This is a genomic window from Micromonospora sp. NPDC048907, from assembly GCF_055586885.1.
In genome coordinates this window covers 826904-853075 of the sequence record NZ_JBVJHI010000003.1, presented here as the reverse complement: position 1 = coordinate 853075, position 26172 = coordinate 826904, and the positions used below count along the sequence as shown (strand labels likewise).

General features: G+C 74.7%; 21 protein-coding genes. 8 read left to right on the top strand and 13 right to left on the bottom strand.

All coding sequences use genetic code 11. The annotated features are described in order from the left end of the window. Positions 1–47 precede the first annotated feature (47 nt). The 7 genes from ACZ6PY_RS13530 to ACZ6PY_RS13500 form a co-directional block, all read right to left on the bottom strand. Entirely contained in the window at positions 48–1211 is a 1164-nt protein-coding gene (locus ACZ6PY_RS13530) for an acyl-CoA dehydrogenase family protein (protein ID WP_466071918.1), read from the bottom strand. Next, positions 1208–3238: an acetyl/propionyl/methylcrotonyl-CoA carboxylase subunit alpha gene (locus ACZ6PY_RS13525; protein ID WP_466071916.1), complete on the bottom strand. Its 2031-nt coding sequence runs from the start codon at positions 3236–3238 to the stop codon at positions 1208–1210. Before ACZ6PY_RS13525 ends, ACZ6PY_RS13530 begins: the two co-directional genes overlap by 4 nt. Before the next feature lie 68 nt (positions 3239–3306). Continuing rightward, entirely contained in the window at positions 3307–4908 is a 1602-nt protein-coding gene (locus ACZ6PY_RS13520; RefSeq protein ID WP_466071914.1) for an acyl-CoA carboxylase subunit beta, read from the bottom strand. Between the two features lie 55 nt (positions 4909–4963). Continuing rightward, on the bottom strand, positions 4964–6133 hold the full coding sequence (locus tag ACZ6PY_RS13515) for an acyl-CoA dehydrogenase family protein (protein WP_466071912.1): 1170 nt from the start codon (positions 6131–6133) through the stop codon (positions 4964–4966). Continuing rightward, positions 6130–7815 (bottom strand): acyclic terpene utilization AtuA family protein, encoded by a 1686-nt coding sequence (locus ACZ6PY_RS13510; RefSeq protein WP_466071910.1) that lies wholly within the window; start codon positions 7813–7815, stop codon positions 6130–6132. The genes ACZ6PY_RS13515 and ACZ6PY_RS13510 overlap by 4 nt, the downstream gene beginning before the upstream one ends. Next, the gene (locus tag ACZ6PY_RS13505) at positions 7812–8660 is read right to left on the bottom strand and encodes a TIGR03084 family metal-binding protein (RefSeq protein WP_466071909.1); all 849 of its coding nucleotides are present in this window, start codon (positions 8658–8660) and stop codon (positions 7812–7814) included. Before ACZ6PY_RS13505 ends, ACZ6PY_RS13510 begins: the two co-directional genes overlap by 4 nt. 16 nt (positions 8661–8676) lie before the next feature. Then, positions 8677–9321, bottom strand: a complete 645-nt coding sequence (locus ACZ6PY_RS13500; RefSeq protein ID WP_466071908.1) for a TetR/AcrR family transcriptional regulator — start codon at positions 9319–9321, stop codon at positions 8677–8679. 147 nt (positions 9322–9468) lie between these two features. On the opposite strand from ACZ6PY_RS13500, the gene ACZ6PY_RS13495 reads away from it, so the two are divergent. Together ACZ6PY_RS13495 and ACZ6PY_RS13490 are read left to right on the top strand one after the other, a co-directional pair. Then, on the top strand, positions 9469–10908 hold the full coding sequence (locus ACZ6PY_RS13495) for an APC family permease (RefSeq protein ID WP_466071906.1): 1440 nt from the start codon (positions 9469–9471) through the stop codon (positions 10906–10908). Next, complete coding sequence (locus ACZ6PY_RS13490; RefSeq protein WP_466071904.1) at positions 10905–11921, top strand: acetamidase/formamidase family protein; 1017 nt, start codon at positions 10905–10907, stop codon at positions 11919–11921. Before ACZ6PY_RS13495 ends, ACZ6PY_RS13490 begins: the two co-directional genes overlap by 4 nt. 88 nt (positions 11922–12009) lie before the next feature. Here the strand turns inward: ACZ6PY_RS13490 and ACZ6PY_RS13485 are convergent, their stop codons facing one another. Both ACZ6PY_RS13485 and ACZ6PY_RS13480 read right to left on the bottom strand, forming a co-directional pair. After that, positions 12010–12753, bottom strand: coding sequence for a metallophosphoesterase family protein (locus tag ACZ6PY_RS13485; protein ID WP_466071903.1), 744 nt, complete (start codon positions 12751–12753; stop codon positions 12010–12012). Positions 12754–12907: 154 nt separating this feature from the next. Beyond that, on the bottom strand, positions 12908–13585 hold the full coding sequence (locus ACZ6PY_RS13480; RefSeq protein WP_007073398.1) for a Crp/Fnr family transcriptional regulator: 678 nt from the start codon (positions 13583–13585) through the stop codon (positions 12908–12910). 218 nt (positions 13586–13803) lie between these two features. On the opposite strand from ACZ6PY_RS13480, the gene ACZ6PY_RS13475 reads away from it, so the two are divergent. The 6 genes from ACZ6PY_RS13475 to ACZ6PY_RS13450 all read left to right on the top strand — a co-directional run bounded on the left by ACZ6PY_RS13475 (position 13804) and on the right by ACZ6PY_RS13450 (position 19145). Then, positions 13804–14466, top strand: a complete 663-nt coding sequence (locus ACZ6PY_RS13475; protein WP_466071901.1) for an adenosylcobinamide amidohydrolase — start codon at positions 13804–13806, stop codon at positions 14464–14466. Between the two features lie 86 nt (positions 14467–14552). Beyond that, positions 14553–15752: a CapA family protein gene (locus tag ACZ6PY_RS13470; RefSeq protein WP_466071900.1), complete on the top strand. Its 1200-nt coding sequence runs from the start codon at positions 14553–14555 to the stop codon at positions 15750–15752. Between the two features lie 61 nt (positions 15753–15813). Further along, on the top strand, positions 15814–16593 hold the full coding sequence (nth, locus tag ACZ6PY_RS13465; RefSeq protein WP_466071899.1) for an endonuclease III: 780 nt from the start codon (positions 15814–15816) through the stop codon (positions 16591–16593). Beyond that, positions 16590–17192 carry a TlpA family protein disulfide reductase gene (locus tag ACZ6PY_RS13460; RefSeq protein ID WP_466071897.1) on the top strand — a complete coding sequence of 201 codons (603 nt, stop codon included), beginning with the start codon at positions 16590–16592 and terminating at the stop codon, positions 17190–17192. The genes nth and ACZ6PY_RS13460 overlap by 4 nt, the downstream gene beginning before the upstream one ends. Continuing rightward, a complete protein-coding gene (locus ACZ6PY_RS13455) occupies positions 17189–17878 on the top strand; it encodes an NUDIX hydrolase (protein ID WP_466071895.1) in 690 nt (229 codons plus the stop codon). Before ACZ6PY_RS13460 ends, ACZ6PY_RS13455 begins: the two co-directional genes overlap by 4 nt. 88 nt (positions 17879–17966) lie before the next feature. After that, positions 17967–19145 (top strand): MarP family serine protease, encoded by a 1179-nt coding sequence (locus tag ACZ6PY_RS13450; protein WP_313724073.1) that lies wholly within the window; start codon positions 17967–17969, stop codon positions 19143–19145. 11 nt (positions 19146–19156) lie between these two features. Here ACZ6PY_RS13450 and ACZ6PY_RS13445 read toward each other — a convergent pair whose 3' ends face one another. The 4 genes from ACZ6PY_RS13445 to eccCa form a co-directional block, all read right to left on the bottom strand. Further along, positions 19157–19879, bottom strand: a complete 723-nt coding sequence (locus tag ACZ6PY_RS13445; protein ID WP_466071893.1) for a phosphatase PAP2 family protein — start codon at positions 19877–19879, stop codon at positions 19157–19159. A 30-nt stretch (positions 19880–19909) separates the two neighbouring features. After that, positions 19910–20704: a phosphatase PAP2 family protein gene (locus ACZ6PY_RS13440; protein WP_466071892.1), complete on the bottom strand. Its 795-nt coding sequence runs from the start codon at positions 20702–20704 to the stop codon at positions 19910–19912. A gap of 100 nt (positions 20705–20804) precedes the next feature. Continuing rightward, positions 20805–22139, bottom strand: a complete 1335-nt coding sequence (mycP, locus tag ACZ6PY_RS13435; protein WP_466071890.1) for a type VII secretion-associated serine protease mycosin — start codon at positions 22137–22139, stop codon at positions 20805–20807. Between the two features lie 62 nt (positions 22140–22201). Beyond that, positions 22202–26155 (bottom strand): type VII secretion protein EccCa, encoded by a 3954-nt coding sequence (gene eccCa, locus ACZ6PY_RS13430; RefSeq protein ID WP_466071889.1) that lies wholly within the window; start codon positions 26153–26155, stop codon positions 22202–22204. Between the last annotated feature and the right edge of the window lie 17 nt (positions 26156–26172).

The window sequence follows — 26172 nt, the reverse complement described above, 5'->3', positions numbered from 1 at the left end:
CTGCCCGTGCCCGGCGCCCCCGACCAGGGGCGCCGGGCACCGGCGTCTCAGTAGGACTTGTCCTGGCCGAGGACGTGCTGGGCCACGAAGTTGAGGATCATCTCGCGGCTGACCGGCGCGATCCGGCCGGCCCGGACCGCGCCCAGCAGGGTCGCCACGCCGTACTCCGTGGTCATGCCGGCGCCGCCGAGCGCCTGGACGGCGGTGTCCACGGCGAGCGCGGCGGCCTCGCCGGCCGCGTACTTGGCCATGTTGCCCGCGACACCGGCCTCCAGGTCGCGGCCGGCGTCGTAGAGGGTGGCCGCCTTGTGGATCATCAGGCGAGCCAGCTCCACCTGCACCGCCGCGTGGGCGAGCGGGTGGGCGACGCCCTGGTGGGAGCCGATGGTCTTCCCGCCCCACACCGTCCGCCTGGCGGTGTACTCGCTGGCCCGCTCGATGGCGTACCGGCCGGTGCCGGCGCCCATCGCGGCGACCGTGATCCGTTCGGGGTTGAGCCCGGAGAACAGGGCCGGCAACCCGGCGTCCAGGGATTCGCCGACCAGCGCGTCGGCGGGCAGCCGGACGTCGTCCAGGTAGAGCAGGAACTGGTTCTCCGGGGAGAGGATCTCCATGTCCAGCTTGGACCGCTCCAGCCCGGGAGCGTCGGTCGGCACGACGAACAGCGCCGGCTTCAGCTTGCCGGTCCCGGAGTCCTCGGTCCTGGCCACCACCAGCACGTGCCCGGCCTCGTCGACGCCGGAGATGTAGCACTTGCGGCCGGTCAGCAGCCAGTCGTCGCCGTCGCGGCGGGCCACGGTGCCGAGCCGGTGGAAGTTCGACCCGGCCTCCGGCTCGGTGATCGCGAAGACGATCTTCTGGGAGCCGTCGGCGAGCCCGGGCAGGTGGCGCTTGCGCTGCTCGTCGGTGCCGTGCCGGGCGATGACGGTGGCCGCGATGGCGGGTGAGACGACGAGCAGCAGCAGCGGGCAGCCGGCCGCGGCCAGCTCCTCGCAGACGATGGCCAGCTCGGTGATGCCGCCACCGCCGCCGCCGTACTCGGTGGGGATGTTGACGCCCAGGTAGCCGAGCCGCCCGGCCTCCTGCCACAGCTCGGTGGTGTGCGTGCCGGCCCGGGCCTTCTCGACGAAGTAGCCGTGGCCGTACTTCCGCCCCAGCGCCCGGACGGCGTCGCGGAGCTGGTCCTGCTCGGGGGTGAGGTCGAAGTTCATCGCGGGTCCTCCTCGGGATCCGACGGCTCCACGTCGCGGCGCGGCGCCGGATGCGCCGGGCCGGAGCCGTCGATGACGGCCAGCACGGCCCCGGTGTCGACCTGGCCGCCGGCCGGCACGGGCAGCTCCGCCACCACGCCGTCGGCCGGCGCGAGCACCGGGTGTTCGAGCTTCATCGCTTCGAGGGTCAGCAGCAGGTCGCCGGCGCTCACCCGCTGGCCTACCTCGACGTGCACGCGGGTCACCGCGCCGGGCAGCGGCGCGAGCAGCGACCCGGCCGCCAGCTCGGCGGTGGGCAGGGGGAACCGGGGCAGCTCGGTGAGGCTCGCCGACCCGTCCGGGCCGTCCACGAAGACCTCCGGCCCGACCCGGTGTACGCGGAACGTCCGCCGCACCCCGTCGACGTCGAGCGCCACGCGGTCCGGGGCGGCCTCGACCACGGTCACGGCCGGGACGGCGTCGGGGGTGTCGTCCCCACCGGCCGGGGACACCGACCAGTCGGCGAGCGCGCCCGTGCGGTCCAGCCGGTACCGCACCTCGAGCTCGCCGCCGCCCGCCCCAGCGAACCGGGTGACCTGCGGGAACGCCGGCACGTTGCGCCAGCCCGACGGGAGTCCGCCCAGCCGGCGCCCGGCGGCGCCGGCCAGCGCGGCGGCGAGGGCGGCCACGGGGAGCCGGTCGGCGGGGAGCAGCGGGGCGAAGACCTCGGGATGCCGGTCCAGGAAACCGGTGTCGATGTCCACGGCAGCGAACTCGGGGCTGCGCAGCACCCGGACCAGCAGGTCCCGGTTGGTGGCGACGCCGTGCAGCTCGGCCCGGGCCAGCGCGCCGGCGAGGGCGCGGGCCGCCTCGGCCCGGGTGGGCGCCCAGGCGATCAGCTTGGCCAGCATCGAGTCGTAGTGGACGCTGACCGCCGACCCGCCGGTCACGCCGGAGTCGAGTCGCAGGCCCCTGGTCGGGGCGAACTCGGCGCCGACCCCGGGGATCGCGAACCGGTGCAGCGTGCCGGTGGCCGGGCGGAAGCCCTGGGCCGGGTCCTCGGCGCAGAGCCGTACCTCGATGGCGTGGCCGTCGGCCGGCGGGGTGGCCGCCAGCGGCAGCGGCTCGCCCTCGGCGACGAGCAGTTGCAGCCGGACGAGATCCAGCCCGGTGGTCAGCTCGGTGACCGGGTGCTCCACCTGGAGGCGGGTGTTCATCTCCAGGAAGTGGACCTGCCCGTCGGGGGCGAGCAGGAACTCCACGGTGCCCGCGCCCACGTAGTCGACCGCCCGGCCGGCGGCCACCGCCGCCTCGTACAGCCGCTCGCGCACCCCGGGAGGCAGGACGCCCGGCGCCTCCTCGACGATCTTCTGGTGCCGGCGCTGGATCGAGCAGTCCCGAGCCCCGAGGGCCACCACCGTGCCGTGGCTGTCGCCGAAGATCTGCACCTCGACGTGCCGGCCGCGTTCGACGTACCGCTCGATGAAGACCGTGCCGTCGCCGAACGCCGCGGCCGCCTCGCGGCGCGCGCCCGCGACGGCCTCGGCCAGCCCGGCGGCGTCGCGGACCACCCGCATGCCCCGGCCGCCGCCGCCCGCGGCGGCCTTGACCAGCACCGGGAAGCCGGTCACCTGGCCGGCCTCGGTCCAGGTGGGCAGCATCGGCACGCCCGCGTCGCCGAGCAGCGCCTTGGCCGCCATCTTGTCGCCCATCGCGGCGATCGCCTTGGCCGGCGGGCCGACCCACGTCAGCCCCGCGTCGGTGACCGCGGCGGCGAACTCCGCGTTCTCGGCCAGGAACCCGTAACCCGGGTGGACCGCGTCCGCGCCGGCCCGGCGGGCCGCGTCCACGATCAGGTCGATCCGCAGGTACGTCTCGGCCGGCGCGTTGCCGGACAACCGGACGGCCTGGTCGGCCTCGGCCACGAAGGGCGCGTCGGCGTCCGCGTCGGAGTGCACGGCGACCGTCTCCACGCCGAGCGCGCGGCAGGTGGCGAAGACCCGCCGGGCGATCTCGCCCCGGTTGGCAACCAACAGCCTGGTAATCATCGGCGCTGCGCCGTCCTCTCGTTCGCGACTGCGGGACTCCGCTCCGCTGCGTTCCTCGCGCTCACTGGTCACATCCGGAAGACGCCGAAGCCGTCGGCGCCCTTCACCGGTCCGTTGTGGATCGCCGACAGGCAGAGCCCGAGGACGGTACGGGTGTCCCGGGGGTCGATCACCCCGTCGTCGTAGAGCCGGCCGGAGAGGAAGAGCGCCCCGGACTGGGACTCGATCTGCTGCTCGACCATCATCCGCATGGCGGCGTCGGACTCCTCGTCGTAGTCGCGGCCCCGGGCGGCGGCGGCCTGCCGGGCGACGATGGAGAGCACCCCGGCGAGCTGCGCCGGTCCCATCACCGCCGACCTGGCGTTCGGCCAGGTGAACAGGAACCGTGGCTCGTACGCCCGGCCGCACATGCCGTAGTTGCCGGCGCCGTAGGAGGCGCCCAGGTTGACGGTCAGGTGCGGGACCGTCGAGTTCGACACCGCGTTGATCATGAGAGCGCCGTGCTTGATGATGCCGCGCTGCTCGTACTCGGTGCCCACCATGTAGCCGGTGGTGTTCTGCAGGAAGACCAGCGGGGTGTCGGCCGCGTTGGCGAGCTGGATGAACTGGGTGGCCTTCTGCGCCTCCTCGCTGAACAGCACGCCGCGGGCGTTGGCCAGCACGCCGACCGGGTACCCGTGCAGCTCGCCCCAGCCGGTGACCAGGGCGGTGCCGTAGCCGGGCTTGAACTCGTCGAAGTCGCTGCCGTCGAGGACCCGGGCGAGCACCTCGCGCGGGTCGAACGGCACCTTGAGGTCGGCGCTGGCGATGCCGAGCAGCTCCTCGGGGTCGTACTTGGGTGGCGAGGGGAACGGGTTGCGCGGCGCGGGACCCTGCTTGCGCCAGTTGAGCCGGCGTACGCACTGCCGGGCCAGCCGGATGCCGTCCCGCTCGTCCTCGGCCAGGAAGTCGGCCAGGCCGGACTTCGCCGAGTGCATGACCGCCCCGCCCAGCGACTCGTCGTCGGTGACCTCGCCGGTGGCCATCTTCACCAGCGGCGGCCCGGCCAGGTAGACCTGCGACCGGTCCCGGATCATGATCGTGTAGTCCGACATGCCCGGCACGTACGCCCCACCGGCGGTGGCGTTGCCGAACACCACGCTGACCGTGGGGATCTTCGCCGCGGAGAGCCGGGTCAGGTCGCGGAACACCCGGCCGCCCGGGATGAAGATCTCCGCCTGGGTCGGCAGGTCCGCACCCGCGCTCTCCACCAGGTTGACCATGGGCAGCCGGTTGGCCAGGGCGATCTCGCCGGCCCGCCGGGTCTTGGCGAGCGCCCAGGGGTTCACGGCGCCGCCGCGTACCGTCGGGTCGTTGGCGACGACCAGGCACTCCACGCCCTCGACCACCCCGATGCCGGTCACCGTGCTGGCCCCGACCGGGAAGTCGGTGCCGTAGGCGGCCACCGGCGACAGCTCCAGGAACGGGCTGTCCTGGTCGAGCAGCAGCTCGATCCGCTCGCGGGGGAGCAGCTTGCCCCGCTTGTGGTGGCGGGTCACGTACTTCTCGCCGCCACCCGCCCGGGCCTGGTCGAGCGCGGTCTCCAGCTCGGCGAGGCGTTCCCGCAGCGCCTCGCGGTTGGCCCGGTAGGCGGGCGAGGACGGGTCGAGCCGGCTGTCCAGTGTCGTCACAGCGATCCTTCCGTTCGTGACCGCGGGGCTCGCAAACCCGGCTCACTCCTCGCACTCACAGGCCCATGCCCTTCGCGATGATCTCGTTCATGATCTCGGTCGTGCCGCCGCCGATGCCCAGGATCCGGGCGTCGCGGTAGTGCCGTTCCACCTCGGCGTCGCGCAGGTAGCCGAAGCCGCCGTGCAGTTGCAGCGCCGCGTCGACGACGAAGTCGCAGGCCGCCACGGCGACGTTCTTCGCCATCGCCACCTCGGTCACCACGGGTTCGCCGGCGACCACCCGCTCGGCCACGTCGTGCACGTACGCCCGGGCCGCCTCGGCGCGGGTGTGCATCTCGGCGAGCCGGTGCCGGACGAGCTGCCGGCTGGCCAGCGGGCGGCCGAAGGTGGACCGGTCCCGGCACCAGCGGGTGGCCAGCTCCACGCAGCGCTGCGCGGTGGCGTAGGCCTGGGTGGCCAGGGACAGCCGTTCGGTGGCGAACTGCTGCATGATCGCCAGGAAGCCGGTGTCCTCCGGGCCGACCCGGTTCGCCACCGGCACCCGGACGTCGACGAAGGACAGTTCGGCGGTGTCCGAGCAGTGCCACCCGAGCTTCGCCAGCCGGCGGCCGACGGTGAACCCGGGCGTGCCCTTGTCGATCACCAGCAGGCTGAGCGCGCCGCTGCCCGGCAGCACGGTGCAGACCGCGGTGGTCACGAAGTCGGCCCGGACCCCGCTGGTGATGTAGGTCTTCGACCCGTTCACCACGTAGTGGTCGCCGTCCCGCCGCGCGAAGGTGCGGATGCCCGCCACGTCGGAGCCGCCGTCCGGCTCGGTGATCGCCAGTGCGCCGATCATCGTGCCGGCCAGCGTGGGCCGCACGTACCTCTCGATGAGATGCTGCGGACCGGCGGCGCCCGGGCCTGCCCTGTCGCCGCAGGCGGCGACCATGTGCGGCAGTGCGATGCCGTGGGTGAAGAGCGCGGCGATCAGCCCGGACGAGCCGCCCGAGCGGATGATCTCCTCGGTGACCAGGATCGAGTCGCGCAGGTCGCCGCCGCTGCCGCCGACCGACTCGGGGAAGCCGACGCCGAGCAGCCCGATCTTCGCGGCGGTCTCGTGCAGCGAGCGGGGCACCTCACCGGCCCGCTCCCAGTCGTCCAGGTGGGGCAGGACCTCCCTGGTCACGAAGGCCCGGGTCAGCTCGCGGAGCTGCCGCCGCTCGGGAGTGTCCACCATGGTCACGACGGCACCCCCGGGGCGAGGTCGGCGGGCAGGTCGACCAGCCGGGAGCGGAGCAGCTCGCCGAGCGCCTTGGCCTGCGGGTCGAAGCGGGTGGAGGCGGCCACCCCCTGACCGAGCAGCCCCCGGATCACGAAGTTGACCGCGCGCAGGTGTGGCAGCTCGTACCGCTCGACGGTCAGCGGGGCGGTCTCCGGCAGCAGCTCGGCCAGCCGATCGACGGTCAACCAGCCGCGCAGCCAGGCCCATCCGGCGTCGGAGCGGGCCCAGACACCGAGGTTCGCGTCCCCGCCCTTGTCTCCCGACCGCGCCCCGACCGCGTCGCCGAGCGGCGCCCGCCGGGTCGGGTGCGAGGAGGGGCTCCCGGTTGGCGCCTCGCGTGGTGCCGGGGCCCGCGGCGCACACGTGACGGTGGGTGGCGGGATCGGCGTCCGGGTGCCGTCGGGAAGGACGGCCACGTGCGCGACCGCGTCCTGCCGGACCGTGTCGGCGGTGAACACCCCGTACGGGGTGGCGTCGCCGGGCAGCGTGGTCAGCGTGCAGCCCGGATAGGAGGCCAGCGCCAGCTCCACCGCGGCCGCCGAGAAGGCCCGCCCGGCCCGCGCCCTGTCGCCGTCCCGCAGGTGCACGTGCAGCAGCGCGCTCGCCGCCTCGGTGTCGGTGGCGTCCGGGTGGTCGGTCCGCGCCAGGGTGAACTCCAGCCCCTCCTTGCCGACCGCCTCCTCCAGTTGCCTCCGGACCAGGGCCGCCTTGGCCGGGATGTCCAGCCCGCAGAGCACGAACGTCATCGAGTTGCGGAAGCCGCCCAGGTTGTTGACGCCCACCTTGAGGGTGTCCGGCGGGGGCGTGCCCCGGACACCCGAGACCCGCACCCGGTCCGGCCCCTCCTGCGCCAGCTCCACCGTGTCCAGCCGGGTCACCACGTCCGGCCCCAGGTAGTCCGGCCCGCCCACCTCGTAGAGCAGTTGGGCGGTGACCGTCTCCACGGTGACCGCGCCGCCCGTGCCCGGGTGCTTGGTGAGCACCGACGAGCCGTCGGCGTGGATCTCGGCGATGGGGAAGCCGGGGCGGTGCCCGCCGTCGGGCAGCTCGGTGAAGAAGCTGAAGTTGCCGCCGGTGACCTGCGCCCCGCACTCGATGAGATGCCCGGCGACGGTGGCCCCGGCCAGCGCGTCGAGGTCGTCCCGGGTCCAGCCGAAGTGGGAGATGGCCGGGCCGACCGCCAGCGAGGCGTCGCTCACCCGCCCGGTGACCACCACGTCCGCCCCGGCGTCGAGGCAGGCCGCGATCCCGAACGCCCCCAGGTACGCGTTCGCGGTCAACGCGTCCGGCCGGGTCAGGGCGTCGCCCTCGACGTACCCCATCCGGACGGTGAGGCCGAGCCGGTCGGCGAGGGCGCCGATGGCGGCGGCCAGCCCGGCCGGGTTGAGCCCGCCGGCGTTGGTGACCAGCCGGACCCCGCGCTCCAGCGCGGTGCCGAGGGTGCCCTCCAGTTGGCGCAGGAACGTCTTCGCGTAGCCGAGCGAGGGGTCGCGCATCCGGTCGCGGCCGAGGATCAGCATGGTCAGCTCGGCCAGGTAGTCGCCGGTCAGCACGTCCAGCTCGCCGCCGTCGAGCATCTCCCGCCAGGCGGTGAGGCGGTCGCCGTAGAAGCCGGAGGCGTTGCCGACCCGCAGCGCGGTCACCGGGTCACCCCGCCGCCCGCCGCCTCCCGCTTGCCGCCGGGCGGCCCCGCGAACGCCTGGGCCACGTCGAGCCACTCGTCGGCGACCGGCCCGGTGGCGACGAGGGCCAGGTCCGCGCGGTGCCGCCGCTGGGTGACCAGGAGGCAGAAGTCGAGCGCCGGGCCGGTGACCCGGTCGGCCGCGTCCGCCGGCCCGAAGGCCCACGTGTCGCCGTCGGCGTCGTCCCTGTTCGCGACTGCGGGGCTCGCAAGCTCACTCCTCGCGCTCACCGGTGCGGCGAGTTCGACGCGGACCGGCGCCGTCGGCACCGCCCGGCCGTGGGAGGCGAAGCTGTGCCCGAGGGTACGGAAGCCCAGGTGCGCCACGTGCCGGAGCCGGGCCGTCGGGGCACGCCGGGCCCCCAGCGCGTCGGCCACGTCCTCGCCGTGCGCCCAGGTCTCCATGAGCCGGGCGGTCGCCATCGAGGCGGGCGACATCCGGGTGCCGTACCAGGGCAGCTTCTCCTCGGCCGGGACGGCGGCGAGCGCCGTGGTGAGCGCGGCCCGGCCCGCCCGCCAGCGCGCGAGCAGCGCGGCGGCCGGGGCGAGGAACGATTCGGCGCCGTCGTCGACGAGCCGGGACGGGTCCGGGGCGGAAGTGATGGAGGCGAAGAACGCCGCCGCGTCGGTCGCCGCGAGGTGGGCGACGTGGTCGGTCCAGGCCAGGTGGGCGATCTGGTGGGCGATGCTCCACCCCGGCGCCGGCGTCGGCCGCTCCCAGGCTTCCGGCGGCAGCGGCGCGACGAGGGCGTCGAGCTGCTCGGACTCGGCGGTCAGGTCCGCGAGCAGGGCTGTCAGGTCGACCATGGTGCCTCCGGGGGAATCAGTGCGGCCGTGCGCTCCCGGGCGTCGGCGCTCCGGCGTCGGGGGTGAGCAGGGCCGCGAGCTGGCGCTTCCAGGTGTGCAGCAGGGCGGTGCGGCGGGTCGTGTCGTCGCTGAGCAGGTTGGCCACGCCGAGGCCGCGGAGCAGGTCGAGGGTGGCCTGCACCGCCTCGCGGACTCCGGGTCGCCGCTCGTCCACGCCGAGCAGCTCGACGGTGAGCCGGTGCATCTCCCGGCCGACCCGGGCTTCGAGGGGGACCAGGGCGTCGCGCAGCTCGGCGTCGGTGCGGGCGGCCACCCACAGCTCCAGCGCCGCGACGAAGAGCGGCCCGGTGAAGGCGGCGGCGAGCAGGTCGACCACCCCGTCGAGGCGCTGCGGGCCGGCCGGCAACGCCGCGGCCTCGGTGCGCAGCTCCACGGCCCGGCGCTCGGTGAGGTGGGTGACGGCGGCGGTGACCAGGGCCGCCTTGGTCGGGTAGTGGTGCAGCTGGGCGCCCCGGGAGACGCCCGCCCGGGCGGCCACCACGGTCGTCGTCGTGCCCGACCAGCCGTGCTCCACCAGGCACTCGACGGTCGCCTCCAGCAGCCGGGCCTGGGTGGCGCGGCTGCGCTCCTGTTGAGGGACGCGGGTCGATGCGGTGGGCACGGGGACAGCGTGCCGCCCTCTAAACAAACAGTCAAGACTGACTTTTTCTGAGTCGGATCGAACGATGTATACAATCCATGCGGATAGATCTAGCTGTCCGTCGATGGCTGGACTAACGTGCGCCTCACCAGATCAAGGAGGCGTGCCGTGACTCAACCTCCCGACTCATCCGAGACATCCGTCCAGGTCGAACGGTTCGGCTACCGGCAGGAACTGAGCCGGACCCTCACCTTCACCGACCTGCTGATCTACGGTCTGATCTTCATGGTGCCGATCGCGCCCTTCGGCATCTTCGGCAGCGTGTACGCCGGCTCCGGCGGCATGGTCGCGCTGGCCTACCTCATCGGCATGGTGGCGATGATGTTCACCGCCTCCTCGTACGCGCAGATGGTCCGCGCGTTCCCCATGGCCGGCTCCGTCTACAGCTACACCGGCCGTGGCATCGCCCCGCCCGTCGGCTTCCTCGCCGGCTGGGTGATCCTGCTCGACTACGTCCTCGTGCCCGGCCTGCTCTACCTGGTGGCCAGCGTGGCCATGCACTCCCTCGTGCCCGGCGTGCCGGTGTGGGCGTGGCTGGCGGCCTTCGTCGTGCTCAACACCGTCGTCAACTACTTCGGCATCCAGCTGACCGCCCGGGTCAACCGGGTGATGCTCGCCGCCGAGCTGGTCATCCTCCTGATCTTCCTGGTCGTCGGCGTGACCGCGCTGGCGCAGGGCAAGGGCGCGGGCTTCTCGCTCCGGCCGTTGTTCAACGCGGACACCTTCTCCTGGCCGCTGGTCTTCGGTGCGGTGTCGATAGCCGTGCTCTCCTTCCTCGGCTTCGACGGGATCTCCATGCTGGCCGAGGAGAGCCGCGAGGAGGCCCGGCAGATCGGCCGGGCGATGATCGCGGCGCTGCTGCTGGCCGGCGCCCTGTTCGTCGTGCAGACGTGGGTCGCGGCCCTGCTGGTGCCGGACGCGCCCGGCCTGCTCGACAACGGCGACCCCGAGGGCACCGCGTTCTACGACGCGGCCCGCGCGGCCGGCGGGGGCTGGCTGGCCGGGCTGACCGCCCTGGCCACCGCGATCGCCTGGGGCTTCGCCAACTCCCTGGTCGCCCAGGCCGCGACCTCCCGCCTGCTGTACGCGATGGCCCGCGACCGGCAGATGCCCCGCTTCCTCGCCCGGATCAACCCGAAACACAAGGTGCCGGCCAACGCCACCCTGCTGGTCGCGGCGATCTCCCTGGCGCTCGGCCTCTACATGGCCAGCCGGGACGACGGCATCTCGCTGCTGTCCACACTCGTCAACTTCGGCGCCATGACCGCGTTCCTGGCGCTGCACGTCTCCGTCGTGACCCACTACGTGGTGCGCAACGGCAGCCGGGACTGGTTGCGGCACCTGGTGGTGCCGGTGATCGGGTTCCTGATCCTGCTCTACGTCGTGATCAACGCCAAGGTCGCCGCCCAGGTGCTCGGCTTCGTCTGGCTGGGCGTCGGCCTGCTGGTCCTGCTGGCCTTCTACCTGACGGGCCGGCGTCCCGAGCTCGCCGCGCTCGTCGACGTCGCCCACGACAGCACCGACGAACCGGTGAAGGAGCCGCAGTGACGACCGACGTGGTGAAGTACCGGCCGGAGCCGGACGAACTCTCCTACACCTTCGGCGGGCGCGAGGCGGTGCTCCGGGTGCGCCCCGGCACCATCCTCGAGCTCTACACCGAGGACTGCTTCGGCGGCCGGGTCCGGAGCACCGACGACCTGCCGTCCCAGGTCTGCCAGTTCCCGTACCTCAACCCGGTGACCGGGCCGATCCACGTCGAGGGGGCCGAGCCCGGGGACACCCTCGCCGTGCACTTCATCGCCATCGAGCCGGCCCGGGACTGGGCCGTGTCCACCACCTTCCCGCACTTCGGCGCGCTCACCAGCACCCACACCACGGCGACCCTGCAACCCCCGCTCGACGAGGTGGTCTGGCGGTACGACGTCGACGTCGCGGCCGGCACGGCGACGTACCGGGCCCGCCGGGGCGACTACACCGTGGCGCTGCCGCTGGACCCGATGCACGGCACCGCCGGGGTGGCGCCCGGTGCCTTCGAGGCGCGGATGACGATCACCCCGGACGCGCACGGCGGCAACATGGACACCCCCGAGCTGCGGGCCGGCGTCACCGCGTACTTCGGCGTGAACGTGTCGGGAGCGCTGTTCGCCCTCGGCGACGGGCACTGCCGGCAGGGCCACGGCGAGGTCTGCGGCACCGGCATCGAGGCGGCCATGAACACCACTGTCGTGGTGGACGTCGTGAAGGGGGCCGGCACCCCGTGGCCGCGGCTGGAGTCGGACGACGCGCTCATGTCCACCGGCTCGGCCCGCCCGCTGGAGGACGCCTACCGGATCAGCCAGCACGACCTGGTCACGTGGACCGCCGAGCTGGTGGGGCTGGACCAGCTCGACGCGTACCAACTCGTCAGCCAGGCCGGTGAGGCGCCGGTCGGCAACGTGTGCGACACGAACTACACGATGGTGGCGAAGGTGGACAAGCGCTACCTGGGCGGGGCCGGCGGGTACGACGGCGTGCACGCCCGGCTGCGTCAGACGGCCCGGCACTACCTGAGCCACCGCTGACCGGCGCGAGGACCGGCCGGGTCGCCCCCGGCCGGTCCCGCCGCCGTCGAAATGTATTCACAACTTCGCGCCCTCGCGGGGCGGCCGGTCAGCGGCCGTCGCGCGGGCCGAAGACGGTGAGCGCGTCCGCGTCCGAGTGGCGGGAACGCAGGTACTCGTCGGCCCAGGCGGCGGCGTCCGGGAATCCCGACTCGGCGGCCACCCGGGCGCAGGCGGCGTCCACGTCGAAGCCGGTCCGGCGCAGGTGCACGCCCGGCCCGAGCAACGCCCACCAGGCGCCCGCGCCCCCGTACGGCATGCCGACGCTGCCCGGGTTGACCACCAGGCGGCGGTCGACCAGCCGGGTGAACGGCATGTGCGTGTGGCCGCAGACCACGGTTCCCACCCCGGCCGGCAGCCCGGCGAAGACCTCGGCCCAGCGTTCCAGCCGGGAGTCGACAAGCACCACCTCCTCGTCGTCCCGCGGCGTGGCGTGGCAGAAGAGCACGTCGCCCAGGCCGGCGACCGGCAGCGTGACGGTCGGCGGGAGCGCGGCGAGCCGCGCCACCTGGTCGTCGCGGAGCTGGGTCGCGGCCCAGTTGGACACCTCGATCCCGGCCGGCCGCCCGGCCCGCGCCTCGACCAGTTCGCGGTCGGCGTTGCCGCCGACCCAGCAGGCCCGGTCGCCGAGCGAGGCGAGCAGGTCGAGCACCTCGACGGGCTGCGGCCCGGCCGCGATGTCCCCGGTGAGCACGATCAGGTCGGCGGCGGCCACGTCCGGCTCGGCCAGGACGGCCTCCAGCGCCGGCAGCACGCCGTGGATGTCGGAGAGGACAGCTACCCGCTCGATCATCGGCCCAGCCTGCGCCGGTGCGGGCTGGCCGGTCCAGGAATTCTGCGCCCGGCAGAGACGGAACCGGCGGCTCGCGGACCCGTCGCGCGGGCGCGCAGACGGAACCGGCCCGCACCCGCGGAGGCGGGCACGGGCCGGGATGCCGGTGGAGGTGTCAGACCCGCGCGCGGCGGGCCAGGCGCTCCGGGTCGAGGATGATGATGCTCTTGCCGTCGAGCCGCAGCCACCCGCGCGAGGCGAAGTCGGCGAGGGCCTTGTTGACGGTCTCCCGGGAGGCGCCGACGAGCTGGGCGATCTCCTCCTGGGTCAGGTCGTGGGTCACCCGCAGCACGCCGCCGTCGCGGGTGCCGAACCGGCCGGCCATCTGGAGCAGGTTCTTGGCGACCCGGCCGGGCACGTCGGTGAAGATCAGGTCGGCCAGCGAGTCGTTGGTCCGGCGCAGCCGGCGGGCCAGCACCCGCAGCAGCTGCTCGGCGATCTCGGGCCGGTTGTTCAGCCAGGGCCGCAGCGCCTGCTTGCGCAGCCGCACCAGCCGGGTGTCGGTGACCGCCGTGGCCGTCGCCGTACGCGGGCCGGGGTCGAAGAGCGACAGCTCACCGACCATGTCCGACGGGCCCATCACGGCGATCAGGTTCTGCCGGCCGTCCGCGGCCCGGCGACCCACCTTGATCTTGCCGGACAGGAGGATGTAGAGACTGTCGCCGGGCTCGCCCTCGTTGAAGACGACCTCGCCCTTGCGGACCTCGATCGTCTCCATCTCCTTGGCGAGCGCCTCGGCAGCCTCCGGGTCGACACCCTGGAAGATCCCGCTGCGGGCCAGTACCTCGTCCATCGCGCACCTCCGCTTGCGCGTGCCGTCCGTCGGCCGGGTCCGCCGTCCGCTGATCCCTCGCGCGCCGCCAGTCTAGGCGCACATGAGCACGAATCAGAGGTGCACCCCTGGAATCTTGATCGTTGGGCGTAACCTGCCCGACCCGGTCAACGACTAGGATCCCGCCTCCGTACGGGTGGGCGCCACCCGCCCCCACCTGTGATCGTAGGGTGACCGGCGTGCTGAGCGAGCCGTTCCTGACCAGCCGGCCCGAGGACGGGTCGGACATCCCGCTGCTGGTCTGGCGGGCCGAGGCGCCGCTGCTGGCGGTCGGCTCCGCCCCGCTGGGCGGGGGAATCGGCGTCCGCGGGTGGGTGGTCAACGCGACGGTGCCGATGTCGTACGACCGGGCGGACCCGGCCGCGCACCTGGCCGAGCTGGCCGACGGGCTCGGCCTGGCCGGGCCCGGCGTCGGGCTGCTGACCGGGGTCGACGTGACCGACGTGGTGGCCCGGACGGACGGCGGCGTGCGGGTCTGGGCGACGGTCGGCCTCGGCATGCCGGTCTGGGCCGCCGCGCCCGCCCCGGCCACCCCCGCCCAGCGGGTCGGCACGGTCAACATCGTGGTGTACGTGCCCGCCCGGCTCGGGGACGCCGCTCTGGTCAACGCGGTGGCCACGGCCACCGAGGCGAAGGCCCAGGCGATCTGGGAGCTGGGGTTGCCGGCCACCGGCACCCCCACCGACGCGGTCACCGTGCTCTGCCCGGCCGACGGCGATCCGGCCCCGTACGGCGGGCCCCGCTCGGCCTGGGGCGCCCCGCTGGCGCGGGCCGTGCACGCGGCCGTCCTGGCCGGCGGCACCGGCACCGTCGTGCCCTGGTCGCACCGGCGGGCGGGCTGAGCGTGGACCGGCCCCCGCCCGGCCGACGGCGTTTCCGACCGATCGGCCCTCGTCGCCGCGTCCCCGGGGCGGTAGCGTCGCCCACGATGTACGCTCCCGCCCTCTCCGTGCCTCGTCCCCGCCGCCGCCCCGCCGGCCTGCGCGCGCGCCTCGCCGCCGCCCTCGGCGCGGTGCTCGTCGTCCTGCTCGTCGCCGGCTGCGGCGACGGGGGTTCGGGCGACGGCCCCCTCTGGCAGCCGGGTCAGGGCGGGGGATCGACCGCGTCCGGGAGGCCGGCCGAGGGCGACCAGGCCGCCGAGCCGAGCGGATCGACCGAGAAGTCCATCTCGCTGACCGCGACCGGTGACGTGATCATGGGCAACGCCCCGTCCCGCCTCCCGGCCAACGGCGGGAAGGGCTTCTTCGACGACGTCAAGGCCGCGCTCAAGGGCGACCTGGTGATGGGCAACCTGGAGGAGCCGCTCACCGACGACACCGGCGCCGGCAAGTGCGGCCCGAAGCCCAAGAACTGCTACCAGTTCCGGGCGCCGCCGGGCTGGGCGGCGCACCTGCGCTCGGCCGGGTTCCAACTGCTCAACCAGGCCAACAACCACGGCTACGACTACGGCCAGCAGGGCTACGAGAACACGCAGTCGGCGCTGGAGGCGCACGGGCTCAAGCACACCGGCGCGCCCGGTGAGATCACCGTGGTCGACGTCAAGGGCATCAAGGTCGCCGTGGCGGGCTTCTCGTCGTACCCGTGGTCGAACAGCCTGGTCGACATCGAGGCCGCGAAGCAGGTCATCACCATGGCCAAGGGCATGGCCGACCTGGTCGTGGTGCAGGTGCACATGGGCGCCGAGGGCGCCGACCGGAGCCACGTGAAGCCGGGCACGGAGATGTTCTTCGGGGAGAACCGGGGCGACCCCATCCGCTTCTCGCACGCCGTGATCGACGCGGGCGCCGACCTGGTGATCGGGCACGGCCCGCATGTGCTGCGCGGCATGGAGTTCTACAAGGGGCGGCTGATCGCCTACAGCCTGGGCAACTTCGCCGGCGGCGGGAAGTCGCTGAACAGCTCCGGCCGGCTGGGCTGGGGCGGCGTGCTGAAGGTCTCGCTGACCGCGGAGGGCCGCTTCGTCGGCGGCCAGTTCACCTCGACCGCGATGAACAGCGTGGGCCGGCCGGCCGTCGACGGGCAGGACCGGGGCCTCGGGCTCGTCCGCGAGGTGAGCCGGTCGGACTTCCCGACGACCGGCGCCAAGCTCGACGGAAGCGGCAAGATCAGCGCCCCGGCGGGTGGCTGAGGAGCACCGCCGCCCGCGTGGGCCCGACGGGACGTCGTCCCCGCGACGTAGGCTGGCCGGCGTGACCACGTCCTCCCCCGAGACCGACCTCGGTCGCACGCGCCGTGCCCGGCGGATCGGCCGGGTGCTCACCGAGACCCACCCCGACGCGCACTGTGAACTCGACCACTCCAACGCGCTGGAGCTGGCGGTCGCCACGATCCTGTCGGCGCAGTGCACGGACAAGAAGGTCAACGAGGTCACCCCGAAGCTGTTCGCCCGCTACCGCACCGCGGCGGACTACGCCGGGGCCGACCGCGCCGAGCTGGAGGAGCTGATCCGGCCCACCGGCTTCTACCGCAACAAGACCAGCTCGCTGATCAACCTGGGCCGGGCCCTCTGCGAGCGCTACGACGGGGAGGTCCCCGGCCGGCTGGCCGACCTGGTCACCCTCCCGGGCATCGGGCGCAAGACCGCCAACGTCATCCTCGGCAACGCCTTCGACGTTCCCGGCATCACCGTCGACACCCACTTCCAGCGGCTGGTGCAGCGCTGGCGGCTGACCACCGAGACCGACCCGGTCAAGATCGAGCACGCGATCGGCGCGCTCTACCCGAAGCGCGACTGGACCATGCTGTCGCACCGGATCATCTTCCACGGCCGGCGGGTCTGCCACGCCCGCAAGCCGGCCTGCGGCGCCTGCACGCTGGCGAAGCTCTGCCCGGCGTACGGCACCGGGCCGACCGATCCGGTGGCCGCGGCCAAGCTGCTCAAGGGGCCCCGCGCCCGGGACCTGGCGGCGGCCGCCGGCATCGACCCCGACCTGGTGCCGCAGCAGGCGGTCGCCGCGGAGGTGCCGTGACCCGCCGGCTCGCCCACCTGCTCGTCCCGCTCCTGCTCGCGGTGGCCGGCTGCACCGGCACGACCGTCGAGCCGGCGGGTCCGGCGCCGGCCACCCGCGCCGAGCGCCCCTCGCCGTTCGCCGACTGCGCCCCGCTGACCGCCGCGCCGGCCTCCGCCCCGGCCCCGTCCGGCGCCGCCGGGGACCCGCTGCCCGACCTGGCGCTCTCCTGCTTCACCGGGGGCGGCCCGGTGAACGTGCGGGACATCCGGGGGCCCGCGGTGATCAACGTGTGGGCGTCCTGGTGCCCGCCCTGCCGCAAGGAGCTGCCCGCCTTCCAGCGGCTCAGCGAGCGGGCCGGCGGCCGGTTCCAGGTGATCGGCGTCAACAGCCGGGACAGCCGCGGCGGCGCGCAGTCCATCGGCGAGGACTTCGGCGTCCGGTTCCCCATGTTGGTCGACCAGGGTGACGCGTTCGAGCGGGCGCTCGGCCGCAACGCCTTCCCGCTGACCGTCCTGGTCGACGCCGACGGGCGGATCCGGCACACCGACTCGACCGGGGCGCTGGACGACGCCCGCCTGGCCGAGCTGGTCCGCATCCACCTCGGGGTGCGGCTGTGACCCGACGGCCGCCGGACTGGCTCGATCCGCTGCTCGGCCGGCTCGGCACGGCGCGGGCCGAGGACTTCACCCGGCTCGCCACCCCGGAGAGCGGCGGCCGGGAGAGCGCCGTGCTGGTGCTGCTCGGCGAGGAGCCGGGCGCCGGCCCGGACGTGCTGGTCCTCCAGCGCGCCGCCACGCTGCGCAACCACGCCGGGCAGCCGGCCTTCCCCGGCGGCGCGGCCGACCCGGAGGACGCCGACGCCAGCGCCACCGCCCTGCGCGAGGCGAACGAGGAGGTCGACCTCGACCCGGCCAGCGTGACCGTGCTGGCCGAGCTGCCCAAGCTGTGGATCCCGGTCAGCGACTTCGTGGTCACCCCGGTGCTCGCCTGGTGGCACGCACCGCACCCGGTGCACCCGCGCGAGCCGGCCGAGGTGGCGCACGTCGCCCGGCTGCCGGTCGCCGAGCTGGTCGACCCGGAGAACCGCATGCGGGTACGCCACCCGAGCGGCTGGATCGGCCCGGCCTTCTCGGTGCGCGGCATGCTGGTCTGGGGCTTCACGGCCGGGGTGCTGAACACGCTGCTGGAGATGGGCGGCTGGGCCCGGCCGTGGCCGCGTTCGCGGGTGGTGGAGCTGCCGCCGGCCGCCGCCCCCGCCCCCTCGGCCGGCACCGACGCGGTCGACGAGAGCCCCGTCCGCTGAGCCGGCGGGCGTCACCCGCCCGGATCCGACTGTCACGTTCAGCGAGCGGTCAGCCTCTTCGGGGCACGGTGCCCGTAACCTTGGGGGCGTGTCCGCCGTGGATCTCGTACTGCTCCTGCTCATGCTCGTGTTCGCGATCAGCGGATACCGTCAGGGCTTCGTCATCGGGGCGCTGTCGTTCTCCGGTTTCTTCCTGGGCGCGCTGCTCGGCCTGCAGCTCGGGCCCCTGGTCGCCCGGCAGTTCACCGACAGCGGGACACGCGTGCTGATCTCCCTGGTCGCCATCTTCGGGCTGGCCGTGCTGGGGCAGGCGCTGGCCGGTTGGCTCGGCTCCAACCTGCGGGCCGCGATCACCGGACCCGCCGGGCGGAAGATCGACGACGCCGGCGGCGCGGTCATCTCGGTCTTCGCGGTCATGCTGGTGGCCTGGCTGGTCGCCGTGCCGCTGGGCTCCTCGTCGGTGCCCTGGCTGGCCTCCTCGGTGCGCAACAGCGCCCTGCTCACCGTGGTCGACCGGGTGCTGCCGGACCAGGCGCAGGAGCTGTCCACGGCACTGCGCGACACGGTCGACACCAACGGCTTCCCGGACGTCTTCGGCGACCTCGCGCCCACCCGGGCCCGGCAGGTCAGCCCACCGGACCCGGCGCTGGCCAACTCGCAGGTGGTGAAGAACAGCCAGCGGGCGGTGGTGAAGGTGCTGGGCTCCGCGCCGAGCTGCGCCCGCCGCATCGAGGGCTCCGGCTTCGTGTACGCCGACGACCGGGTGATGACCAACGCGCACGTGGTGGCGGGCACCCGGTCGGTGGCCGTCGAGCTGCGGGGCGAGCGCTACGACGGCGAGGTCGTCGTCTACGACCCCGCACGGGACCTGGCCGTGCTGCACGTTCCGGGGCTGCCCGGGCCGTCGCTGCGCTTCGCCGCCGGTGAGGCCGGCAGCGGGGCCGACGCCATCGTGCTGGGCTTCCCCCTCGACGGCCCGTACGACGCCCGCCCGGCCCGGATCCGGGACGTCGACCGGATCACCGGGCCGGACATCTACTCGTCCGGTGACGTGACGCGGGAGATCTACACGATCCGGGCGCTGGTCCGCAGCGGCAACTCCGGCGGCCCGCTGGTCTCCTCGAACGGGCTGGTGCTCGGCGTGATCTTCGCGGCCGCGGCGGACGACCCGAACACCGGCTTCGCGGTGACCGCCGCCGAGGCCCGGTCCGTGGCGCTGGCCGGCGCGGAGCGTACCCGGGGGGTCGCCACCGGCGAGTGCACCTGAGCCGCCGGTGATCAGCCGGCGGCGGTGCGCGCCGGGGCCACGTCGCCGCCGGAGCGTCCGGGCGGCAGCTTGGCCCGGCCCCAGGTGAGCGTGCGGTCCAGCACGGCCCGCGCCATGATCGCCACGCAGGCCCCGCCGTTGAGGAAGGACGCCACCACGTCGCTCGGGTGGTGCATGCCCCGGTACATCCGGGTGAGGGCGACCCCGACCGGCACCAGCACGAGAAGGGCCCACCAGGCGACCTTGGCCGGCCTGCTCCGCGCCCGCAGCGCAAGCAGCACCGCGATGCCGACGTAGAGCGCCATCGCGGCCGAGGTGTGGCCCGAGGGGAAGCTGGAGGTCGGCGGCGAGTCGTCCATGTGCTCGACGGCGGGCCGGTGGCGGTCGATGACCATCGTGGTGAAGAGGAAGATCAGCGCCTGCGCGCTCACGGCGGCGCAGAGGAAGATCGGCTCCCGCCAGCGGTGCAGCACCAGCCGCAGCACCAGCGCCGCCAGCACCGTCACCACGACGATCAGCTGGGTGCTGGCCAGCGTGCTGAACACCAGCGAGACGTCGTTCCAGCCGGATGTCCGGTGCGCGGCCAGCTCGCGGTTGACCGCGTCCTCCACGGTGAACGGCCAGGTCGTCGCGAGCACCCGGGTGACCAGCAGGCCCAACCCCACCAGGACGGCGAAGAGCAGGGCCACCGGCAGGAGCACCCGCCGGGCGATGTGGACCGCGACATCGGACATGGGCCGCCCATTACCCCAACGGGTCGCCGACTACGCGTGGCGGCCGTCCGGCCCCGGCTCGGCCACCTCCGGCTCGACCCCCTCCCGGGCCGTGTGCGCCGGCCGCCGGCCGACCCGGGTCCGCCAGGTGGAGAACGCGGCCGCGGTGGCGGCCACCACCGCCACGCCGAGCAGCCAGCCGCCGACCACGTCGCTGGTCCAGTGCACGCCCAGTGCGATCCGGCTGAGCCCGGTCAGCACCGCGATGAGCGCCGCGGCAACCCAGAGCGCACCGCGTCCCGCCCGGCTGTGCCGGGCGAACGGCAGGAAGACCAGCAGGAGCACCCCGGCGGCCAGGGTGGCGTTCAGCGCGTGGCCGGACGGGAAGGAGTAGCCGGCCGCCCGGGCCACCGGGTCGAGCAGGTCCGGCCGGTGCCGGCCGACGAGCAGTTTGAGCAGCGCGCCGAGCAGCCCACCGACGGTCATCGTGGTGACCACCCAGAGGGCCAGCCGGGGCGCGCCGCGCCGCAACAACCACACCACCACGCCGGCGGCGGCCACCCGGAGCGGGCCGGGCCCGAAGACGTGGGTCCAGACCTCCGTCAGCCGGACCCAGGCCGGGTGGTCGAGGGCGTACCCGTGCAGGGCGTCGGTGATCGCGGCGTCCAGCCGGGACAGCGGTGACCAGGCGCCCAGCACCAGCAGCGCGAGCAGGGCGAACGGCACCAGCACCAGGAACGCGGCGGTGGCCGCCAGGGTCAGCCGGAGGCCCAGCGAGTGGTCCGGGTCCAGGCGGCGGCGCCGCCAGGACCGATCGCGAGTGGAGAGGCCGACGGGCGTGTTCATGCGCTGTTCCCTACCCAGGGTGAGGCCAGGTCAGACGGGTGATGCCGACGGGTCCGGCGCGGCGCGCCCCCGCCGTGCGGCGGCCTGGGGCCGTCGCCGGTCAGCGGCGGGACTGGCGCAGCCGGCGGATCACCAGTGCGGCACTGGTGACCAGGGCGACGAACAGGGCGAGCCCGGGCCAGAGCCGCTCCCGCGCCGAGTCGGCGACCTGGCCGGCCGGGTGGGCCGCCCACCGGGTCTGCTGCTTCGGCGCGGCGACGCTGAACGGGTCGCCGCCCGCCCCGGCGGCGGCCCTGGTGTCCGGGCCCAGACCGGGCGCCCAGCCGAAGCCCACCGTTCCGGGCGAGCCGTTGTCGTCGAGCGGGTTGCGCGGCACGGGAGGCACGTCGGAGGTCAGCGCCGCCACCGGATCCACCATGCCGTAGCCGAACCGGTCGTCGCGGCCGGTGGGCCCGAGGTCCCGCGCCGTGGTGATGATCCGGTTGACCACGTCCGCGGCCGACATCTGCGGGTACCGGGCCCGGACGAGGGCCGCCGTCGCCGCGACCAGCGGCGCCGCGAAGCTGGTGCCCTGCACCAGCCAGTACCCGCCGGGGCGGGCCCCGTTGATCGCGGTGGCCGGGGCGCTGAGCACCGTCTCGTGACCGGTGATGGCGCCGGACCAGAGGTTGTCGTTCGCGTCCAGCCCGGTGACCGCGAGGACGCCCGGCTCGCGGGCCGGGTACCAGACGTCGCGGCTCTTCGAGGTGGCCAGGTTGCCCGTGCAGGCGACCACGACGACGTTGCGGGCGAAGGCGTAGTCGATGGCGGCGGCCAGGGACTCGCTGGTGTCGCTGCCGCCGAGGGAAAGGTTGATCACACGGGCGCCGTGGTCCACCGCCCAGCGCACCCCGTCGGCGACCGTGCCCGCGTCGTCGTACCGGTTCTCCTGGTCGAGCACCCGTACCGGAAGGATCTTGGCATCCGGCGCCAGCCCGACCGCGCCGCGGCCGTCGTCCCGGCGCCCGGCGATGAGGCCGGCCACCGTGGTGCCGTGCCCCACCGGGTCGGGCCCGTCCGCGCCGCCGGAGACCAGGTCCACGCCGGACAGCACCTGACCGGCCAGGTCGGGATGGGAAGCGTCCACTCCGGAGTCGACGACCGCGACGATGACGCCGCGACCGGTGGAGGTCTGCCACGCGGTCTGCGCCCGCAGGCTGGCGAGCTGCCACTGGCCGTCGCGGGCCGGGTCCACCCCGGCGAACTCGTCCGCCGGAGCCAGCCGGGCAGCTCCCGGTGCGGCGGCGGCCGGGGCGGCGTGAGCGGGCGGGGCGAGCGGACCGGCCACGGCGGCCGCGGCCGCCGCCGCGGCGAGCAGCGCGCGGCCGGCGAGACGCCGGGGAGGCGCGGTGGGAACTCCCTGCCGATCCCTGGTCACATTCCCCAGCCATTTCATCGCGTCAGACACATGCTGCTCGGAGATTACCGGTTTTCCCGCGCGCCACGGTGCAACTCCGGTCACCCGGGTGGGAGATGGGCCAGCTGGACCAGGCGTACGCCCTCGCGCCGGGTCACCAGCCGCCCCCGCCCCGGTGGCAGCGGACCCGCCTTGACCTGGCCGACGAGCGGGCCCTCCTCGGGGCCGCCCGACATCACGAGCCCGGCCGTGGACAGCTCCCGCAGCCGCTGGATGATCGGCTCGAACGAGGTCCGGCCCGCGCCACCGGAGCGGCGGGCCAGCACCAGGTGCAGGCCGACGTCCCGGGCGTGCGGCAGGTGCTCCTCCAGCGCCCGCAACGGGTTGGTCGGGCCGCCCGCCACCAGGTCGTAGTCGTCCACCAGCACGAACAGCTCCGGCCCGGTCCACCACGACCGGGTACGCAGCTCGGCCGGGGTGACGTCCGGCCCCGGCAGCCGCCCCTGGAGGTAGCCGGCCGCCGAATCCACCAGCTCGGCCGTGTGCGGCGCGGCGGTCCCGTAACCGATCAGGTGCGCCGTCTCGATGGTGCCCATCAGGCTGCGCCGGTAGTCGACCAGGATCACCCGGGCCTGCTCCGGGGTGAACCGCCGGACGATCGAGGTCGCCAGCGCGCGCAGGAACGAGGACTTGCCGCACTCGGCGTCGCCGAAGACCACGAAGTTGGGCTCGGTGGCGAAGTCCAGCACCACCGGCCGCAGGTCCGCCTCGGCCACCCCGATCGGGAAGGCCAGCCCGCCGGTCGCGGCCTGGTCCAGCTCGGCGTAGGGCAGCACCGGCGGGAGCAGCCGCACCCGGGGCGCGGCCGGCCCGGCCCAGGCCCCGGCTACCGCCTTGACCAGATCCCCGGTGCCGTCGCCGAGGCCGGCGACCCGGGGCGCGGCGGCGAGGAAGTGCAACCCGCCCGCGGTGATCCCCCGCCCCGGCCGCTCCTCCGGCACGGTCGCCGCCAGGGCGCGCTTGACCACCACCGAGTCGGCCGGGTCGCCGAGGCGCAGCTCCAGCCGCGAGCCGAACAGGTCGCGGATCGCCGGCCGGAAGTCCGACCAGCGCAGCGCGCTCGCCACCACGTGCACCCCGTACGCCAGGCCGCGGGTGGCCAGCTCGGTGACCAGCGGCTCCAGGTCCTCGTACTCGCCGCGCAGGGTGTTCCAGCCGTCGACCACCAGGAACACGTCGCCGAACGGGTCGGTGGCCGGGTGGCCCCCGGCCGGCCCCGCGGCCCGTCGCCGCCGCCAGGCCGCCATCGACTCCACCCCCGCCTCGGTGAACCGCCGCTCCCGCTCGGCCAGCAGGGTGGCGATCTCGCCGACCGTCCGGCGTACCGCCGTGTCGTCGGCCCGGCCGCTGACCCCGCCGACGTGCGGCAGGTCGCGCAGCGCGCCGAGCGTCCCGCCGCCGAAGTCCAGGCAGTAGACCTGCACCTCGGCCGGGGTGTGGGTGAGCGCCAGCGCGCAGACCAGGGTGCGGAGCAGGGTGGACCGGCCGCTGCGGGTGGTGCCGACGACCGCGACGTGCCCGGCCGCACCGTCCAGGGCCAGCCACAGCAGGTCGCGGCGCTGCTCGAACGGCTTGTCCACCACGGCCACCGGCACCTGGAGGGCGCCGTGCAGCTCCGGGTTGGCCACGGTGAGCCCGCGCGCCGGGTCCGCGCCGACCGGGCCGAGCAGCTCGTCCAGCGCGGGCGCGGCGTCCAGCGGGGGCAGCCACACCTGGTGTGCCGGCGGGCCCTGCCCGGCCAGCCGCCCCACCATCAGGTCGAGCAGGGTCTCGCCGGTCTCCTCCTCGGCGGGGAGGGCGGCCGGGGTGGCCGGCTCGGGCACCGGCATCAGGTGGGTGGAGAAGGCGAGCAGGCGGGGGCCCGGCGTGCCGGCCGCGCCCGCCGGGCCGCGCCGGCGCACCGCGCCGGAGACGTACGCGGTCTTGAACCGGACCAGCGGGTCGGTGCCCGAGCGCAGGTAGCCGTGCCCCGGGCTGCGGGGCAGCTCGTGCGCGTCCGGCACGCCGAGCACCGTCCGCGACTCCAGCGCCGAGAAGGTGCGCAACCCGATCCGGTACGACAGGTGGGTGTCCAGCCCGCGCAGCCGGCCCTCCTCCAGCCGTTGGGACGCGAGCAGCAGGTGCACGCCGAGCGAGCGGCCCAGCCGGCCGATCTGCACGAAGAGGTCGATGAAGTCGGGCTTGGCGGAGAGCAGCTCGGAGAATTCGTCGCAGATGAGCAGCAGCGACGGCAGCGGGGCGAGCGGGGTGCCGGCCGCCCGGGCCCGCTCGTAGTCGCGCACGCTCGCGAAGTTGCCGGCCCGGCGCAACAGCTCCTGCCGGCGCATCAGCTCGCCGTTGATCGCGTCGACCATCCGGTCGACCAGCGGCAGCGCGTCGGCCAGGTTGGTGATGACCGCGGCCGTGTGCGGCAGCCGGGCGAACGGCGCGAAGGTCGCGCCGCCCTTGAAGTCGACGAGCACGAAGTTGAGCTGCTCCGAGCTGTGCGTGGCGGCGAGCCCGAGCACCAGCGTGCGGAGCAGCTCCGACTTGCCCGACCCGGTCGCGCCGATGAGCAGACCGTGCGGGCCCATCCCGTCCTGCGCCGACTCCTTGAGGTCCAGCTCGATCGCCCCGCCGTCGGCGCCCACCCCGATCGGCACGCGGAGGCGGTCCCGGGCCGCCCGGGGCGTCCAGCCCTGCTCGGCGGTGAAGCTCTCCGGTTCGCCGAGGCCGAGCAGCTCGGGCAGGCCCGGCTCGGCGCCGGGCGGGGCGTCCGGTCCGCGTGCCGCGCCGGCCAGCCGCAGCGGGGCGAGCCGGCGGGCGACCGCCTCGGCGTCGGCCGGCTCCAGCGCGTCGGCCGCGCCCACCTCGGCGTGCCCGTCGGCGGAGTGCGAGTGCAGCCGGCCGTCGACCAGGTCGAGCAGGAGGGCGTACCGGTCGAGCAGGCGGGGCGGCGGGCTGTCCAGGTCGAGCACGGTGACCGCGTCGATCCCGCCGTCGCCGGCCAGGTCGGTGGCGCCGGTCAGGTCGCCGCCGTCGAGCACCACCACGACGTGCGGCCCGTCGGTGGCCGGGCCGGCCGGGCTGAAGCGGGAGCGGCTGCCCAGCACGTCGTCGAGGAGCCGTTCCAGCTCTGCCGCGGAGCTGGTGACCAGCCGGACCGGCCCGAGCGCGTCGGTACGCGCCGGGTGGTGGGCGTGCGGCAGCCACTTGACCCACTCCCACCCCGCCCGGCGTTCCGGCCCGGCGCACACGGCGACCAGCAGCTCGTCCGGGGCGTGGAAGACGGCGAGCTGGGTGAGCACCGCCCGGGCCAGCGCCTGGGCGGCCGGGGAGCCCGCACCGCGGACCTCGCCGGCCGGGCCGCGGACGAACACCCGGGCGAAGCTGCGCAGCGAGAGCGCCACGGGCAGGTCGGGCACCACCGAGTACGCGTCCAGGAAGCGCCGCAGCGCGCCGGCGGTCATCGGCTCCAGCTCGTCGAGCGGCCGGGTGACCGGCGGGAGCAGCGGGGTGGCCAGCGTCTGCGGCCCGACCCCGACCCGGACCACGGCGAAGTCCGGGTCGCCCGGCCGGCGTTCCCAGACCCGGTGGCTGTCCACCGTCGACCAGAGCCGCCCCGGGTCGGGGTGCCGGTAGTAGAGCCCGGCCCGCTGCGCGCCGGCGGTCTCCCGGACCCGCCGGCGCAGCGCGGCGAGGTGCCGGAGGTACTCCCGGCGGGCGGCCATCATCTCCGACTTCCTCGGGCCGGCGCTGCCCCACGAGGTCACCAGCATCGCCACCGAGGAGAGCCCGAACATGCCGCCCACCACGTACGAGTAGGCCCCGCCGCCCCGGCCGAACATCATGGCCATGGCCACCGTCCCGCCGAGCATCGGCAGCACCGTCAGCGCCTGCTGCCAGCGCCCACCGGTCACCGCGGGGATCTCCGGCGGCGCCTCCACGGGCAGCTCGCCGGCCGGGATCTCCGGTGCCGGGCGGCGTGGCGGCCGCTTGATGACGACAGTGGACACTCGGCCTCCCCATGGCT